The organism is Paenibacillus sp. G34 (genome assembly GCF_056856875.1).
In genome coordinates, this window is the sequence record NZ_CM166469.1 from 4758448 (window position 1) to 4774562 (window position 16115).

Consider the following 16115-nt stretch of genomic DNA (forward strand, 5'->3'; position numbering starts at 1 on the left):
TACATGTTATGCCAACATATTTGGTGTTCAAACCATACTAATCAGGCTAACGTTCCGCTCACCACTTGCCCTTGATACCACACCGCTTTCCTGTCGGCTCTACGGGCAACCGCCTCAGCTGCACAACTCGCCTGCACTAGTACAAAATTCGCTTCATCCCCAGTCTTCGGCCATACCTTCTCCCCTGCTGCATTCAACGGTGTCACTCCGCCCGTTACATAGGCCAGTGATTGAGACAACGATAACTCATCGCTATATCCATATAGTTCAGCGAAACGTCCTGCCTTTTCCAGCATATCCCCGCTGCCGAATGGAGACCAGTGATCCGTCAGACTGTCCGTGGCCAGTTTCACGTTCACACCCATACTTTGCAGCATCGGAAGCGGCATCATCGTTCTGCCGATTGGCACCGTTGAAGCAACACTCATCCCTAGCGATGCCATACGACTCGCCATCTCTTCGGCTTCCTGCTGCCCCGCTCCGGCAAACCAGAACGCATGACTCACCGTAACTTGACCTTGAAGCCCAGCTTCTTCAGTCAGCCTGACAAGTTCCAGCAACGTTTGCTTGCCAGATTCGCCGCCATCATGCAGATGCATATCGATCCCTGCTTGATGTTTGACTGCCAGTTCCATCATGGTATGTAGCGATTTTTCGATGTTCTCATCTACGGTATACGGATCAAGTCCGCCTACATGTGTTGCGCCCTCTGTCATGGCTTGTTCCATCAGTTCGACTGAGTTCGATCGTAATAGCCCATGCTGTGGGAACGCGACAATCTCTGAAGATATTTTACCTGTGTAACTCTCCAGGGCCTGCTTGGTTGCCTCCAATCGTTTCAGTCCGCTCACTGGTTCAATATTACAATGCGCTCGAACATGTGTAGAGCCATACCCCTGTATTAGCGCAAGGATGCTTTCCGCCTGCCGTTTCGCATCGGGTAGCAACTTGGGCAGCAATACCTTTTCTTCCTCAATACGATCAAAGATGCTGGAGCTGCGTCTAACTGCTCTCCACGGCTCGTCATAGTAGGTTTTATCCAGATGAACGTGCGCTTCTTGGAACGAAGGGAACAATAGCAACCCTTTGCCATCCAACGATGGCAAATTGTCCGTCAGTGGTTCATTACCATCCATAATCGCAGCGATGACTCCGTTTTCAATTCGAAGATGCGCAAGTCCTGTTTGCGTGCCCGTCACCTCTGCTCCTTCACGAATATACCCTTGCTCCAACCTTACATTGGTCAGCCAATATGCCTGTTGCATAGATCATTCACCTCTTGATATCTGGCATGTTTCCTGATGTTTATAACAAACCATTTTATATTTTAGTTTACCATACCACTTCAAGCTTCAAGAAGGAATTACGCTAAATAAAAACGACACATTTTAATAGAATGCGAGAATCACGAGTCTGCTTTTATCTTTTTCGAAAGACAACTGAGATTATATCTGCTATTGCCTGAAGAAATAAGGCAACTACGTACACGATCAGAATCAGATTAAACAAGGGAAAAGAATACGGTGCTACCCCTTCATTAAGCAGCTTTGACTCAAGGATGCCTCTAAGCATTACTGCAAATTCATTGTCACTATCATTGATCCTGGGTTCTAAAGACGTGCCGTCAATAACAATAAAGATGACTTGAAGAACTACAAAAATGCCAATGCTGATCATCCAGCGTTTTGTACGATTCGGGTGAGATTTGTGCGAAACGTAGGACAATACAATCCCCTCCCCTCAAAAATATAAACTCCAGATTCATTCACAAAGAAGGCTCAGTGTTTCTCTATAAAGAAAAATCTTCATATTCCTTTTTAAAACCTCTTGATATTAAAATTCAAATCTCACATGCCCTCCATCTTCAACACCCTGTATCTGCTCGATATCCAGCAGACTGCGCTTCATCTCGAGACCACCACGAAAACCCGTCAGCTTGCGATTGGCACCAATAATCCGGTGACATGGGAGCAACACTGGAATGGGATTTGCCCCATTAGCCGCACCTACTGCTCGCACAGCCGAAGGTCGGCCGATGGCGCTAGCAATGTCTCCATACGTGCGAATCTCACCATACGGCACATGTCCGAGTGCTTTCCATACCTGCTGCTGAAATTCCGTACCGATCAAGTCAAGCGGGATTTCCTCTGTGAAGGCGATCTTTTCCCCTGCAAAATAGGACTCCAGCCAGTCCATCATGCTCGTCTGTCTTAATGCCTGCTCATTCTCTTCGAGTTCAGTACCCGGAGCAACTTTTCCGATCCAACCGTGCCAGTCCTCCAGCGTTTCATTGGGCATGACCACTCGGCAAAGTCCCTTTTCGGTTGCCAGCAGGCTCCACGGACGACCCTGTAGTTGCATGGTAGTGTACATCATCTTTTGCCTCATCACATATTCACCTTCTCTTCTCCCGATTTTATATCAGGAGGTTGTCTGATTCTGCCTTTTCACCTTACGTTTCATACCTCGTATTATTTGCTTGCCCTCGGGTGTCACGCGGTATGATTCCGTAATCTTCTGCAGCGCCTTGTTGTACGTAAAATCGTCAAGCGTATTGTGCTTCAAATAAGGCATGGTCACTTCGGGCTGTTTCACATACGCAATCGAGATTGCCCAAGCGACTGCCATTTTGACATAATAGGCCTCATGTTTAATCTGATCGAGTAAGGGCAACACCTGATGAATATAAGGCTCCTCCAGATAAAAGTTCAGCAGCATCACGACACCAAACCGGATTTCATATTCCTGATCAGACTTCAAATAAGGTTGAATGAAGTTCCACATCGCATCCATATGCACTTTCGTATATTTCAGTCCGGCACAGAAGCTGTCACACACCGACCAGTTATCGATTTTGGGCACAAAAGCCGCAATGCGTGTCAGCAACTCGTCCATATCCACTTGCACATGACCAATCACCATCGCTTGCAGCATCACCTCTTCAAAATATTCATCCTGCGCCGTATTCAGGTACGTTCGCCAGTCTGATGCAGCAATCTGTTTGGCTATTTTGCGGATCGTGGGTAAGCGCACACCCAGTACATTTGTAATGTTCGGAATAAGGGACGCTGAGAATTTCTGGTATTCCGGCTCAGCCAGACTGAGCAGTTGCGTTCGAATATCGGTTTCCAAGGACATAACGGCCTCCTCATTTGTTGCTGTAGAACAAGTATATCCTGAGTGCTTACATTTGTAAGCCCACTTCGAATGTTTAAGCAAGATTTCAATATGTCTTCTACTTCACTACACATACCATTGTTTAAGAACAGAGCATTCCCGTTTAAAAATATGAAGCTGACCATTCAGGAAAGGAGTGTTGATATGAACGGTTCTCAAACCAATAAAGAGCTTTCCGTTGAAGAAATCACCCAGCAGTTGACGCAGCATGTAGAGTCCCAAAATCTGCCGGAATTCTATAAACTGGTGAAGGAACTGCGCCCCTATGATCTTTCCCTTATCTATAAAAAATTCCCTGAAGACGAAAAGAATCGATTTCTTCTTCTATTTAAACCGGATACACTTGCCGATCTGGCCGAGAACCTGAAGCTGCACGAGCAGGCTGAACTGTTTGAACGACTCGGGCCAGAACGTACACTGGAAGTCATGCAGCAGATGGACAAAAGTGACCTCATTCGTTTCATGCACGATCTGCCGGCGAAACGAAGGGAAGAATTGTTATCCAGCATGAATCTGGATCACTCCGCCATTATCCGGTCTGTACTTAGCTATCCACCAGAGACTGCCGGACGGATCATGACTGACCGCTATCGGACATTATCTACCCACGACACAGCGAAGGAAGCGCTGAAGCAATCACAAGGTACGTTGCACCTCTCTCCTTCCAGTTACCTTTATGTCATTGACGATGAAGGTAAGCTAGCCGGTGTCGTTAGTTACCGCTCCCTTGCTCTGGCCGATGACAGAACCAAGGTTGAACAACTGATGACCAGACGGGTCATTCACGCCACCGTAGATATGGATCAGGAAGAAGCAGCACAGTTGCTCCAGCGTTACGAATTCATCGCCCTTCCGGTCGTGGATGAGAATAACCGGCTGTGCGGGATCATCCAGATGGATGACGTCATTGACATCATTATGGATGAGGCCAGCGAAGACCTCGCCAAAATGGGCGGCGGCGGTAAAGATATTGACTTTGATACGAAACCGCTCGTTGCGGTCAGACGCAGGTTGCCTTGGCTTATTTTGCTGTTATTGATCGGCCTGATCTCGGGAAGCATTGTTGATTTTTTTGAAGATACACTGAATCAGGTTGTTGCTCTTGCGTTCTTCATGCCCATGATTGCCGGAATGACGGGAAATACAGGCACGCAGTCCCTTGCTGTGGTCGTACGCGGACTTATTGGACGCAAGCTGGACAAATCAACGGTACTCGCCCTGATTGGACGAGAGATTAAAGTCGGGACGATGATCGGTCTTGTCTGCGGTCTGCTGATCACGGTCATTGCTTATATCTGGCAAGGGGACTGGCTACTCGGGATGATTATCGGTGTATCCCTGTTCTTCACACTGATTATCGGCACTCTGACAGGCACATGCATCCCGCTTCTGCTCAGTCGTTTCAAAGTCGATCCCGCTGTAGCATCTGGCCCGTTAATTACGACGTTAAATGATATTCTCTCCCTGTTTATCTACTTTGGTATTGCTACACGTTTCATAGGCGCACTGATGTGAATCCTGCTGTGTAAGGGTCGGTTTAAACTAAGCAAGCCGTCTCTAATTCAAAAATGTATATTTAAACCAGCGCCTCTTGACGAAGAAGATAATTATGGTATTGTAAAGGCATGTCACTTATTGAAACCATGTTTCGCAGAACGGAACAAGAGGTGGTTTGAATGCCAATTAATTTTCACGATAAACGAAACAGAATGACGTACACAACCAGAACTGCCGATGTATCTTGGTTATCTTTGATTAAGCAGCATGTAGGCATAGCCGGTAAAGAAATTGTTGACATCGGCTGCGGCGGAGGTATTTATACTAAAGCTTTAGCAAGCTCAGGGGCAGCCCATGTTACTGGAGTAGACTTTTCAAATGAGATGTTACAAGGAGCTGCTCGGCATTGTGAGAATCTGAGCAATGTCACATTGCAACAAGGGAATGCCTACAACTCGGGACTTCCAGACCATACATTTGATATCGTCTTAGAAAGAGCGCTCATACATCATTTGCATGATTTGGACAGCTGTTTTCAAGAAGCTAAGCGTATCCTGAAACCTGGTGGTGGTGTATTCATCATTCAAGACAGAACACCGGAAGATTGTTTAATGCCAGGGGATGAAAATCATATTAGGGGTTACTTCTTCGAAAAGTATCCTAAATTAATTGACATGGAACGCTCCCGTCGGCACGAAGCCGCTGAAGTCCAAAGATCTCTTGATTCTAATGGATTCGTGATCCTTAAAACAGTGCAGCTTTGGGAGACTAGATCTATTCACCAGGACATGGCTGCATTGAATAACGATCTGGCGCATCGGACTGGACGCTCTATTCTTCATGAATTAACAGACCATGAGCTTGGAGAGCTGATTGTGTTTATTAACAGCAAACTTACAAACCGTGCTGATGATGCAATTATTGAGAAGGACTCATGGACGTTGTGGATTGCGGTTACAAAATAAAGACAAAAAGGCTTGGCACATGCCAAGCCTTTTCACTAACTCCATATTTCAAATTTACGGCATCTCATAAGACCTGTCGGAGCGAGCTCCGAACCAACTGTTATGATTTAAGCAGCTCGTTTATTTTTGTTATAGATATCAAATGCCACTGCCAGCAGCAGTACCAATCCTTTGATTCCTTGCTGCCAGTCGATACCCAGGCCGATCAGGGACATCCCGTTGTTGAGTACACCCATGACCAGACCACCGATGATTGCGCCAAATACGGTACCGATTCCGCCGGAAGCTGACGCTCCACCAATGAAGCAAGCCGCGATGGCATCCAGCTCAAAGTTCGTACCTGCTCTTGGCGTAGCCGCATTCAAACGTGCGGCGAAGATCAGACCGGATACAGCTGCAAGTGTACCCATGTTCACGAACACCCAGAACGTGACTTTTTTCGTTTTGACCCCGGACAGTCCTGCCGCCTTCTCATTGCCGCCGAGTGCGTACACATGACGTCCCATCACGGTACGATTCATGACAAAGGAGTACACCACGATTAGCACAAACAGGAGCACCAAAATATTCGGAATACCCGCATAACTTGCCAGCACGAAGGTGAACAGGTTCGTTACCGCTGCCACCACAATCAGCTTGAGCAGGAACAGCCCTTGCGATACTACTTCAAAGCCATACTTGCGCTGGGAAGCACGTTCCCGCAGTTCATTCACAATGTACCAGATGGTGAGCGCAATCCCCACAATGATAGATACCAGACCCAGACCCGAGAATTGAACATCCGGCAGGAAACCGGAGCTGATTTTCTGGAATCCAGCAGGGAAAGGAGATATCGACTGCCCTTCCAGTACAATCATCGTCAGACCACGGAACAGCAACATACCGGCGAGCGTAACAATGAAGGCGGGAATCCGCACATACGCAATCCAGAAGCCCTGCCATGCACCAATGAGTGCACCGACCAGCAGGGAAGCAATGACTGCGAGCCAAGCTGGCAACTGCCAATCCACCATCATAATGGCGGCTACAGCACCGACAAAGGCCGCAATCGAACCGACAGACAAGTCGATATGCCCTGTGATAATGACCAGCACCATACCAATGGCGAGTACTAAAATGTAGCTATTTTGCAAAATCAGGTTCGTGATATTAATCGGCTTGAGCAGCAGCCCGCTCGTCAGTACCTCAAAGAGAATCATAATGACAACGAGGGCAATGATCATCCCATATTGACGTATATTATTTTTAAACAGTTTAGTTACCGTTTCCATGCTTACCGCCTCCAGACTTGGTCATATATCTCATCAGTGTTTCCTGCGATGCCTGCTCCCGGTTGACTTCACCCGTAATTTGTCCGGCATTCATCACATAGATCCGGTCACACAGACCCAGCACTTCCGGAAGCTCCGATGAAATCACCAGCACACCCTTGCCTTCGGCAGCAAGCCGGTGGATAATCGTATAAATTTCGAACTTGGCACCTACGTCGATTCCGCGTGTCGGCTCATCCAGAATGAGAATATCCGGCCCGGCAAAAATCCATTTGCTCAGTACCACCTTCTGCTGGTTACCTCCGCTCAGATTTCCGGTTTTCTGCAGGATGTTAGGTGCCTTGATGTTCATGCTTTTCTTCATTTCTTCCGCAACCAGCACTTCCTCCTGCTCGTTCACAACGGCATTCCGGGTCAGTTTGCCAAGTCCGGTGAGTGAAATGTTGCGTTTGATATCATCCATCAAAATAAGTCCATATTCCTTGCGATCCTCCGTCACATAAGCAAAACCATTCTGAATCGCCTCGGTCACACTGTTGTTCTGAATCGGCTTGCCATCCTTGATCAGTTGCCCCGAGATGTTACGGCCATACGATTTGCCGAAAATACTCATCGCAAGCTCTGTCCGTCCTGCGCCCATCAGTCCAGCGATGCCTACGATCTCGCCGCGTCTGATGTTCATGTTGATCTGATCCAGCACCTTGCGCTCGGCCTGATGCTCGTGATACACCGTCCAGTCTTTCACTTCCAGCACCACGTCACCAATGGTGGCATGACGTTCAGGGTAGCGGCTCGTCAGATCCCGTCCAACCATGCCGCTGATGATGCGATCCTCGGTAACGCTGTCCTTTTTCATATCCAGCGTTTCAATCGTTTTGCCATCTCTCAGGATCGTCACCTCATCCGAAACCTTAGATACCTCGTTCAGCTTGTGAGAGATCAGGATACAGGCGATGCCCTGCTTTTTGAATTCCAGCATCAGTTGTAGCAGATTTTCACTGTCGTCTTCATTTAACGCTGCAGTGGGCTCATCCAGGATGAGCAAACGTACTTTTTTGGAGAGCGCTTTCGCAATTTCAACCAGTTGTTGCTTACCTACCCCGATGCTGGATACCAGCGTGTTCGGATTTTCGTTCAGACCTACTTTGCCAAGCAGTTCTCGTGTCCCGACAAAGGTTTCCTTCCAATTCACGATGCCTTTGCTTGCACGCTCATTGCCCAGATATATATTTTCCGCTATGGAGAGATACGGGATCAGCGCCAGCTCCTGATGAATAATGACAATGCCCAGGTCTTCGCTCTGCTTGATATCTTTGAATTCACAAGCCTTACCGCGGAACAAAATGTCTCCTTCATAGCTTCCATGCGGGTATACTCCGCTAAGCACCTTCATCAGCGTAGACTTGCCTGCGCCATTCTCGCCGCATATGGAATGAATTTCGCCTTCCCGGATCTTTAGGTTAACGTTTTCCAGCGCTTTAACTCCCGGGAACGTTTTGGTTATGTTTTTCATTTCAAGAATAATGTCCGTCATGGCATGTGCTCCTTTCCTTGGATGATGCATTATGGCAAAGCGATTTCTTTCATCGTATTTATGAGTGCTTTATCTTTTTCCTCACACTTTACGGCAAGCCTATTTCTTCTTTCGTGTAATACTTGCTTCCCACAATATCTTTTTCCACGTTGGTTCGATCGACAGAGATCGGGTCAAGCAAATACGCCGGGACAATCATTAATCCGTTGTTATATGATTCCGTATCATTAACTTCTGCTTGTTCTCCTTGCAAAATGCTATTAGCCATCTCCACCGTTTTCTCAGCGAGCTTACGTGTGTCCTTGAAAACGGTCTGTGTCTGTTCTCCAGCCACAATGGACTTGATCGATGCAAGTTCCGCATCCTGCCCCGTAATAACCGGAAGCGGTTTGTTCGGCTTGCCGTAGCCAATGCCTTTCAGAGATGATATAATCCCGATACTGATTCCGTCATACGGAGATAACACGGCATCCAGATTATCGCCCGAATAGTAAGCACTCAGCAGGTTATCCATCCGTGATTGGGCCAAAGCCCCGTCCCAACGCAGTGTGGCAATTTGTGCCATCGTCATCTGTTTGCTTCGGACGACCAGTTTGCCAGAGTCAATATACGGTTTGAGCACCGACATCGCACCATCGAAGAAAAAGTATGCATTGTTGTCATCCGGTGATCCACCAAATAATTCAATGTTAAACGGCCCCTTACCCTCCTTAAGCCCCAGCTTCTGCTCAATGTAGGAGGCTTGCAGCACCCCGACTTTAAAATTGTCAAACGTAGCATAGTAAGTCAGATATGGCGTGTTACGAATAAGTCGGTCATACGAGATGACCTGAATGCCTTCGTCATGCGCCTTCTTGATGACATCGGTCAGCGTGTTGCCATCAACAGAAGCGATGACCATCACGTCGACACCTTTGGTAATCATGTTTTCAATCTGGGAGATTTGATTCTCAACCACATCTTCAGCGTACTGAAGATCTGTTTTGTAACCTTGCTCCTGAAACAAACGAACCATATTCTCTCCGTCGCCCACCCAACGTTCTGATGATTTGGTAGGCATGGATATGCCGACATATCCTTTTTCCTTGCTACCCACATCACTTTCAGCCAGATTACAGGCCGAGAGCATCAAGGCCATGATTAGAAGCCAGATGAGTGTTGCTCCTTTTTTCATATGAAGTTCCCCTTTCTTCACGTCATCGCGTTCGGTTTGATTCGTAAGATAACGCTTACAACACATGGAGTATCTTTCAGCTGCTTATTGTTCCTCTCTGCATCCCATGGTAGCATTTCACAGCCAGCGGGGTCTTTGCAGGTTTTGAACCTTTTTTATAAAAATTTAACTTTTGATGGAAAAGAGCAAACAAAAAACCCACCACAGGTGATTAACCTTAGCAGTGGGTTTGTTTTTATGTTTTGACAATGTCAGAATAATCGTTCAATCCGATGGGATTCATTGAGAAGTCTACAACGGGCCTGCGGACGAATTGTCCGTTCCGCCATTTTTGCGATACTGGGCTGGGGAGATGCCCATCGTTTTTTTGAACGCTGTGCTGAAATAATGCTGTGTATCATATCCTACTCGTTCGGCAATCGAGTGAATCGGGAGTGAAGTGGAGTCCAGCAACTGTGCAGCTTTACGAATGCGGGCACGAGTGACCAGTGTAACGAAAGAATCGTTCAGTTCTTTTTTTAACACACGACTGAGATACACGGCCGACACCTGCAAACGGGATGCCAGCGATTCCAGTGTCAACTCCCGTTCTGCATACTCTTCCTGAATCAGCTGCCTTGCCCTGCGAACGAGCGGAGAAAGCTTCACTTCTTCATATACTTGCTCACGGCAATGCCGATATGTGTCCGGTACCTCTTCCAGCGAACCAACATGAGGTTCAACATGGGCATGAACTGCAATATTCAGACAAGCACTGATCTGCTGCTCTAACAATGGTGCAATATCTTCCGGGGCTTCCTGCCACAGACAAATACCAATGACACTGCTGGCATCGCGGAAGAGCACATGCGGACGATCTCCGAGCAACTCCGCAATGATATTCTCCACGGCGAACAGGAATAACTGACGATCATTCTCTCGCAGTATCGTCTGACGTGCCTCCGCAGCTGGCCAGCGCACAACACCAACTTGAACGGGCGAACCAAACGGCAGATGCAGAAATGAGAGCTGCTCGGTCAGGTTTTTGCCACCCGCCTGCCCCCCCATCCACTCCTGACAAAACCGCTGCCTTAACAGCGGAATATTCCGTTCAATCTGCTCTGCCGCCTGTCTGACATATGCTGTCCGTTGATGTTCCTCATCCAATCGCTGACGTAGCCGTTCAAGTGCTACTTTCAACTGGTCTGCTTGTACAGGTTTCAGAATGTAATCCTCCACCCCAAGACGAACCGCTTCCTGAGCATAAGCGAATTCATCATGTCCTGATATAATCAAATAACGAACGCCGGGACACTTTTCCTGTAAAGCACGAATCAGTCCAATGCCATTCAGAAAAGGCATATTCATATCAACAAGTACGACATTTACGTTTAGCTCAGCTGCCCGTTCAAGTGCTTCTTCACCATCTTCGGCTTCTCCGACAACCTCCATACCGAGTGCAGCCCAATCCATGGCTTCCCGGATCCCTTCCCGAATGATCGGCTCATCGTCTGCAATCAGCACACGATACAGCGCATCCGCCGCGTTTACGGGTGTCATTGTATAATCCACGCGCTACTTCACTCCTTTTCCTGTCGATCTTGATTATCTCTTGGCTCAGCAGGGGGATGAACTGTTGCAGGCAATTCTCGCATTAACGGATGAACAATCGTAACACAGGTTCCCTCGCCCAACCTGCTGTCCAGCAAAATTCCATAATCGCTACCAAATGACAATCGTAACCTTGCCTGTACATTCAGCATCCCGTAACTTTTCCCCGTCCACTCTGGTGAAGTCGCTTCCAGACTCTCCATGGGTATATCCAGTAGCCGCAGCATCTCCGCGAGCCGCTCCCTTGTCATTCCGGCTCCATCGTCCTGAATCGTCAGATGAAGTCGCCCCTGCTGTACCTTCCCTTTAATGACGATATAGCCTGGGCCACGTCTGCCTTTGATACCATGGTAAATTGCATTTTCCACCAAAGGCTGGAGCAGCAACTTGAGCACATACAGGTTCTGCAATTCTTCCGGCACATCTACTGTACAATGAAGACGATCACGGTACCTGGTCTGCTGAATCTGCAAATAACTGTTGATATGCTCCAGCTCCGAGTGCAGCGGAATATAATCCTGTCCCTTGCTCAGCCCGATCCGGAACAATCGGGACAAGGCCGCGACCATATCGGACACACCGTCAGCCCCTTCTTTTCGAGCCATCCAGTGAATCGTATCCAGCGTATTATATAAAAAATGAGGTTTAATATGCTCCTGTAAGCTACGCATCTCCGCATCCCGTTTCTGCCGCTCCCGTAGCTCATTCAGCGAGATTAGCTGACGAATCTGGCTGAGCATTCGGTTAAAGCTGTTGCCCAGCATACCGATCTCATCGGCTCGATCACTCCAGCGGCCTGCACTCAGATTGCCTGTCTCTGCCCTGCGCATATATGACATCAACCGAAAAATTGGCTGGGCGATCGAACGCGAGAACCACAAGGATGCACTCAGCCCAAACAAACAAACCACAAAAACAAAACTGACCACGTAAAACTGAATCTGCCGCACCTCGGAGATGGACTCTTTGGTCGGGAATACCCCCACCGTTCTCCAACCTGTAAAGGTAGATGACTGAAACATGAATAACAATGTCTCGCTATCCACCTCTTTCGTAAACGTTCCACTCTCCCCAGAAGCAAACCAGTTCGTCGGAATATGTTCAATTAACGGATGCTCCGGTTTGTATACACTTTGTCCTTCTGCATCCGTAACCATGACATACCCGGATTTACCAAGTGTCACATTACGTGCTGCCTGTGAGACAGACCTCAGCTTAAGGTCAATCAGCACGGCTCCCTTCACTAGCCCGGTTGTTTCATCCGTGACAGAGCGGGCGACCGATACGATCTCATCGTCCTTATACCGCACATGGGTTGTCATGTTGCGCTCCTGCGGCTTACCGAGCACCGTAAAAATACCTGGTTGGGCTGCAGCTTTTTGATACCAAACTTCCCGGGTCAAACGCTGCTCCGTTCGAGGGTACATCTCGTTGCTGATATAGTCACCGTTACTGTTCACCAGCACGATGCCGGCGATCTCCGGGTATAACGTGGTGAATCCTTGCAAAGTCTGCTTGATGCCATACAACCGATTCTGCTCGGATTCCGTATACACTTGATTGGCTAGAGGTTTGATTCGTTCGGGTTCAGGTTCGAGTTCGCTCTCACGTTTGCCTCCGTCTCCGTCTCCATCTCCGCTGATCTTATGATCCATAAATGCATTCACGTCCGGTTCAAATGCAATCAAGTATGTCATATTTTGCAAATTCTCCATCTTGGTATTCAGCGCTTCATTGACCTTGCCAATCAGTTGCATCGTATGACCTTCAACCTGCCGCTCCACTACCCGTTCTACCGTCCAATTCACAAGCAGACCCAAACCGACGGACGGCACAATTGCAAAAAGCAAAAATAGCAGCATCAACTGGTAACGTAATGGCATGTTGCGCAGACGCAGACGACGAGCACGGTTTCCAAGGACAGAACGCCATGTCCGCTGATTATTTGGCATAATAATCATCCACATTCGAACGTGTCACGACAGAGATCCCCGTATCTACCGTTACAGGTAGCGGTGCATTTTCTCCAGATGGCGAAGGCGCGGGGACCGTCAAGTGGTGGTGCAGATGGAACAGATATTGAAGTGACCAATATCCCATGTTCCAGGTTCCTTGTGCAATCGTGGCGGATATCGTGCCGTTCTGGATCAGATCCAGTGTCGCTTTGTTCGTGTCAAAAGAAATAATGTGCAGCTTCTGACCATGGCTTGAACCTGCATTTTGCACCGCTTCCCCAGCCCCGGCGCCTCCGGTTGCCTCCGTGACAAATATTCCCGCCAGCTTTGGATGCGCCTTCATCATCCGGATCGTTTCATCCCGGGATTTCAACGTATCTCCATGTCCATCTGCAACTTCAACAACCTTCATCGAGGGATATCGCTGCTTAATCGTTTCACGGAATCCATTGGTTCGTTCTTCATGATTCTGCTGTCCCGGCAACGTTAATACGGCCACCTCTCCCTCACGGCCAAGCAACTCAGCCATTTTATCCGCTGCTGTTACGCCTGCCTTGTAATTATCTGTTCCCAAAAATGAATACGCCTGACTCCCCGGTGCATCTGCATCGAACAGGATTACAGGAATATCTGCTTCCACAGCTTTATTAATCGCAGGAATCAATGATTTCGGGTCAATCGCTGATATGGCGATGCCCGCAGGTTTGCGTGCAATGGCCTGCTCAATCACCGTGGTCTGCTCCTTGGCATCATACCGTGTAGCCCCGCGATACTCGACGGTCACGCCAAGCGCATCCGCAGCATCTTCAAAACCTTTTAGTGGACTCTTCCAATATTCCAGCCCGGACTGAAACGTAATCATCATGTACGTCTCCCCCAGATCACCGCGCAGTCCGCGGTTTTCCCACGAGCTGTTCACCTGACTCGTATATTCAAATCTCAATACATACAACGCAAACGCCGCAATCAACACAATATAGATCAGCAGCATTTTTTTCATCTCGTTCACTTCCTCAAGTGGTCTATGTCTATTTGTACACCCTCACTCCGTTATAGATTGTAAACGCAATCATTCAAAAAGGAAACCTTTCTATATAAGTTGACTAAAGATTTACACAGTCCACTCCGATGACAGAATAACCTTCCAATCGCTGTTATCCCCTAATTTTTTGATTCCCTTTCTCAAGGGAAAAATCCGGTGATAAAGGCGACCGCTTCGCTTTTTCAGTTTTTTTCTGTCCTCTCCGTTAACGTGTAAAGAGAAATTCAACTTATATAAATGGTAGCTGATCAGGAGACATAACCTTAACCCAAAGCTCCGCTGCAATAATGTACTATAGCTATGGTCTGCTCCGCCGTATGATTACGACAATAATCGTTTAATTTAATCTCTCATCAAAGAAGGAGTTCAAGATGAATATACTATCCTTTTTAATCTACTGCATCGTTGTCACTTTCACACCAGGCCCCAGCAATATTGTCATTCTCTCCTCCACACAAAAAGTAGGCGCACGCCGCACCATGCCTTATGTCTGGGGAGCCACACTGGCTTTTGGTTTGCTGCTTACCGCTTCTGCTTTTCTGAATCGATTGCTTGCTGACATCTTGCCGAGCATATTACAAGTCATGCAGATCATTGGCAGCCTCTACATGCTGTACCTTGCTTATCAGGTCTATCGAATGGGCTCTACTGAAGCAGCTCCCCAGGCCATCTTAGGCTTTTGGAACGGTGTAATGACGCAATTCGTGAATCCCAAGGTGGTGCTGTTTACCTTCACCGTCATTCCAGCTTATGTACTTCCTTACGTCGCTGCGGAATCATGGTCTGCGTTCTTCTATGTTATGCTGATTACATGTATCGGTTTTCTGGCTTACTCCAGCTGGGTGGTGTTCGGCACGATCTTTCGATCCTTGCTGAATCGTTACCAGCGAACATGCAGTATGCTGATGGCTCTTTTTTTGATATACTCAGCCATTATTGTGTCCGGTCTGATCTAATGACTTATTTAATCTGCGGAGGTGTGCGGTATGGAACAGTTTAGCTACAAAAGATCAGAAGACGTGCTGGCACTATCCGCCAGCTTCACCGATTTTACTTATAAAAAGCATTGCCATGAGGAATATGCCGTAGGTGTAACGCTGCGCGGCATTCAGCAATATCATCTCGATGGTCACTATCAGGCTTCACATCCGAACGGCGTCATGTTGTTTAATCGCGAGCAATTACATGATGGAAGTTCCTATGATAAAGAGGGTATTGATTATGTGATGCTTTACCTGAAGCCCGAATTAGTTGAAGAGATTATGGGTAAAAAGGAACTTCGCTTCTCCACTCCCATCGTCTATGATCCGAAGCTTGCCCGAAGCATTCTCATGCTGAACGATGCCGTGCAGCACAGACAGGACGAAGCCGAGTGTAGCACCCGGCTGTTTGATCTGGTGCATATGCTCGCTCAGGAGGAACAGCCTGCAAGACTCTGGAAACCTCAGGACAGCCTTGTTCGCAAAGCAAAAGAAATGATGTTTTGCAGCACGGCAGACGTACTCAAACTGGATGATCTATCGGCTGCGTTAGGCCTGTCGAAGTTTCAATTTATCCGGGAATTCAAAGCCCATACCGGCTTTTCACCCTATCAATTTTTCCTGAACTGTAAGGTCGAGCATGCCCGTCAATCCCTTGAAAAACACAAAGATATCTACGCCGCTGTCGCCGACTGCGGGTTCGTGGATCTTACGCATTTGAACAGACATTTCAAACGGGTCTTCGGTGTGACCGCGCATGATTATATGGTACAGCTCCAGCGTTAGTATGGAGTTGCATCATGCCGAATCGGATGCTGATCACCAACCAAAATTTAAAACGCAGCTGAAAAATCAACATCCCCTTACGGAGCGTATATAGGTCCATAAGGGGATGTTTGGTCAGGTCAATTCCACTGCACGCTGCGTTCA

At 47.8% G+C, this 16115-nt stretch carries 14 protein-coding genes; 4 read left to right on the forward strand and 10 right to left on the reverse strand.

The window, feature by feature from the left end; translation table 11 throughout:
* Positions 1 to 41: 41 nt before the first annotated feature.
* From AC1VYS_RS21615 to AC1VYS_RS21630, 4 genes are all read right to left on the reverse strand, one after another.
* Positions 42 to 1265: an amidohydrolase gene (locus AC1VYS_RS21615; RefSeq protein WP_482911417.1), complete on the reverse strand. Its 1224-nt coding sequence runs from the start codon at positions 1263 to 1265 to the stop codon at positions 42 to 44.
* A gap of 154 nt (positions 1266 to 1419) precedes the next feature.
* Positions 1420 to 1725 carry a YfzA family protein gene (locus tag AC1VYS_RS21620; RefSeq protein ID WP_482911418.1) on the reverse strand — a complete coding sequence of 102 codons (306 nt, stop codon included), beginning with the start codon at positions 1723 to 1725 and terminating at the stop codon, positions 1420 to 1422.
* Between the two features lie 108 nt (positions 1726 to 1833).
* Positions 1834 to 2376, reverse strand: a complete 543-nt coding sequence (locus tag AC1VYS_RS21625; protein ID WP_482934410.1) for a methylated-DNA--[protein]-cysteine S-methyltransferase — start codon at positions 2374 to 2376, stop codon at positions 1834 to 1836.
* 45 nt (positions 2377 to 2421) lie between these two features.
* Positions 2422 to 3132 carry a DNA alkylation repair protein gene (locus AC1VYS_RS21630; protein ID WP_482915085.1) on the reverse strand — a complete coding sequence of 237 codons (711 nt, stop codon included), beginning with the start codon at positions 3130 to 3132 and terminating at the stop codon, positions 2422 to 2424.
* Between the two features lie 189 nt (positions 3133 to 3321).
* Here AC1VYS_RS21630 and mgtE point away from each other — a divergent pair, with 189 nt between their 5' ends.
* Together mgtE and AC1VYS_RS21640 are read left to right on the forward strand one after the other, a co-directional pair.
* A complete protein-coding gene (gene mgtE / locus AC1VYS_RS21635; RefSeq protein WP_482911420.1) occupies positions 3322 to 4692 on the forward strand; it encodes a magnesium transporter in 1371 nt (456 codons plus the stop codon).
* A 161-nt stretch (positions 4693 to 4853) separates the two neighbouring features.
* Entirely contained in the window at positions 4854 to 5639 is a 786-nt protein-coding gene (locus AC1VYS_RS21640; protein ID WP_482911421.1) for a class I SAM-dependent methyltransferase, read from the forward strand.
* Between the two features lie 107 nt (positions 5640 to 5746).
* Here AC1VYS_RS21640 and mmsB read toward each other — a convergent pair whose 3' ends face one another.
* From mmsB to AC1VYS_RS21670, 6 genes are all read right to left on the reverse strand, one after another.
* Complete coding sequence (gene mmsB / locus AC1VYS_RS21645; RefSeq protein WP_434749846.1) at positions 5747 to 6910, reverse strand: multiple monosaccharide ABC transporter permease; 1164 nt, start codon at positions 6908 to 6910, stop codon at positions 5747 to 5749.
* On the reverse strand, positions 6894 to 8444 hold the full coding sequence (gene mmsA, locus AC1VYS_RS21650) for a multiple monosaccharide ABC transporter ATP-binding protein (protein ID WP_482911422.1): 1551 nt from the start codon (positions 8442 to 8444) through the stop codon (positions 6894 to 6896). Before mmsA ends, mmsB begins: the two co-directional genes overlap by 17 nt.
* A gap of 88 nt (positions 8445 to 8532) precedes the next feature.
* Positions 8533 to 9618: a multiple monosaccharide ABC transporter substrate-binding protein gene (gene chvE / locus AC1VYS_RS21655; RefSeq protein WP_482911423.1), complete on the reverse strand. Its 1086-nt coding sequence runs from the start codon at positions 9616 to 9618 to the stop codon at positions 8533 to 8535.
* A 291-nt stretch (positions 9619 to 9909) separates the two neighbouring features.
* Positions 9910 to 11157 (reverse strand): response regulator, encoded by a 1248-nt coding sequence (locus tag AC1VYS_RS21660; protein WP_482915086.1) that lies wholly within the window; start codon positions 11155 to 11157, stop codon positions 9910 to 9912.
* Positions 11158 to 11177: 20 nt separating this feature from the next.
* Complete coding sequence (locus AC1VYS_RS21665) at positions 11178 to 13169, reverse strand: cache domain-containing sensor histidine kinase (RefSeq protein WP_482915087.1); 1992 nt, start codon at positions 13167 to 13169, stop codon at positions 11178 to 11180.
* Positions 13150 to 14163, reverse strand: a complete 1014-nt coding sequence (locus AC1VYS_RS21670; protein WP_482911424.1) for a substrate-binding domain-containing protein — start codon at positions 14161 to 14163, stop codon at positions 13150 to 13152. The genes AC1VYS_RS21665 and AC1VYS_RS21670 overlap by 20 nt, the downstream gene beginning before the upstream one ends.
* 413 nt (positions 14164 to 14576) lie before the next feature.
* Between AC1VYS_RS21670 and AC1VYS_RS21675 the strand changes: the two genes are divergently transcribed.
* Together AC1VYS_RS21675 and AC1VYS_RS21680 are read left to right on the forward strand one after the other, a co-directional pair.
* Positions 14577 to 15161 carry a LysE family translocator gene (locus tag AC1VYS_RS21675; RefSeq protein WP_482911425.1) on the forward strand — a complete coding sequence of 195 codons (585 nt, stop codon included), beginning with the start codon at positions 14577 to 14579 and terminating at the stop codon, positions 15159 to 15161.
* A gap of 30 nt (positions 15162 to 15191) precedes the next feature.
* Positions 15192 to 15971, forward strand: a complete 780-nt coding sequence (locus AC1VYS_RS21680) for an AraC family transcriptional regulator (RefSeq protein ID WP_482911426.1) — start codon at positions 15192 to 15194, stop codon at positions 15969 to 15971.
* Positions 15972 to 16115 lie beyond the last annotated feature (144 nt).

What these genes read in the sequence shown, in the direction of transcription:
- AC1VYS_RS21615 (WP_482911417.1), bottom strand. Translation starts at nt 1,265, where the DNA reads ATGCAACAGGCATATTGGCTGACCAATGTAAGGTTGGAGCAAGGGTAT.
- AC1VYS_RS21625 (WP_482934410.1), bottom strand. Translation starts at nt 2,376, where the DNA reads ATGATGTACACTACCATGCAACTACAGGGTCGTCCGTGGAGCCTGCTG.
- mgtE (WP_482911420.1), top strand. Translation starts at nt 3,322, where the DNA reads ATGAACGGTTCTCAAACCAATAAAGAGCTTTCCGTTGAAGAAATCACC.
- AC1VYS_RS21640 (WP_482911421.1), top strand. Translation starts at nt 4,854, where the DNA reads ATGCCAATTAATTTTCACGATAAACGAAACAGAATGACGTACACAACC.
- mmsB (WP_434749846.1), bottom strand. Translation starts at nt 6,910, where the DNA reads ATGGAAACGGTAACTAAACTGTTTAAAAATAATATACGTCAATATGGG.
- mmsA (WP_482911422.1), bottom strand. Translation starts at nt 8,444, where the DNA reads ATGACGGACATTATTCTTGAAATGAAAAACATAACCAAAACGTTCCCG.
- chvE (WP_482911423.1), bottom strand. Translation starts at nt 9,618, where the DNA reads ATGAAAAAAGGAGCAACACTCATCTGGCTTCTAATCATGGCCTTGATG.
- AC1VYS_RS21660 (WP_482915086.1), bottom strand. Translation starts at nt 11,157, where the DNA reads ATGACACCCGTAAACGCGGCGGATGCGCTGTATCGTGTGCTGATTGCA.
- AC1VYS_RS21665 (WP_482915087.1), bottom strand. Translation starts at nt 13,169, where the DNA reads ATGATTATTATGCCAAATAATCAGCGGACATGGCGTTCTGTCCTTGGA.
- AC1VYS_RS21670 (WP_482911424.1), bottom strand. Translation starts at nt 14,163, where the DNA reads ATGAAAAAAATGCTGCTGATCTATATTGTGTTGATTGCGGCGTTTGCG.
- AC1VYS_RS21675 (WP_482911425.1), top strand. Translation starts at nt 14,577, where the DNA reads ATGAATATACTATCCTTTTTAATCTACTGCATCGTTGTCACTTTCACA.
- AC1VYS_RS21680 (WP_482911426.1), top strand. Translation starts at nt 15,192, where the DNA reads ATGGAACAGTTTAGCTACAAAAGATCAGAAGACGTGCTGGCACTATCC.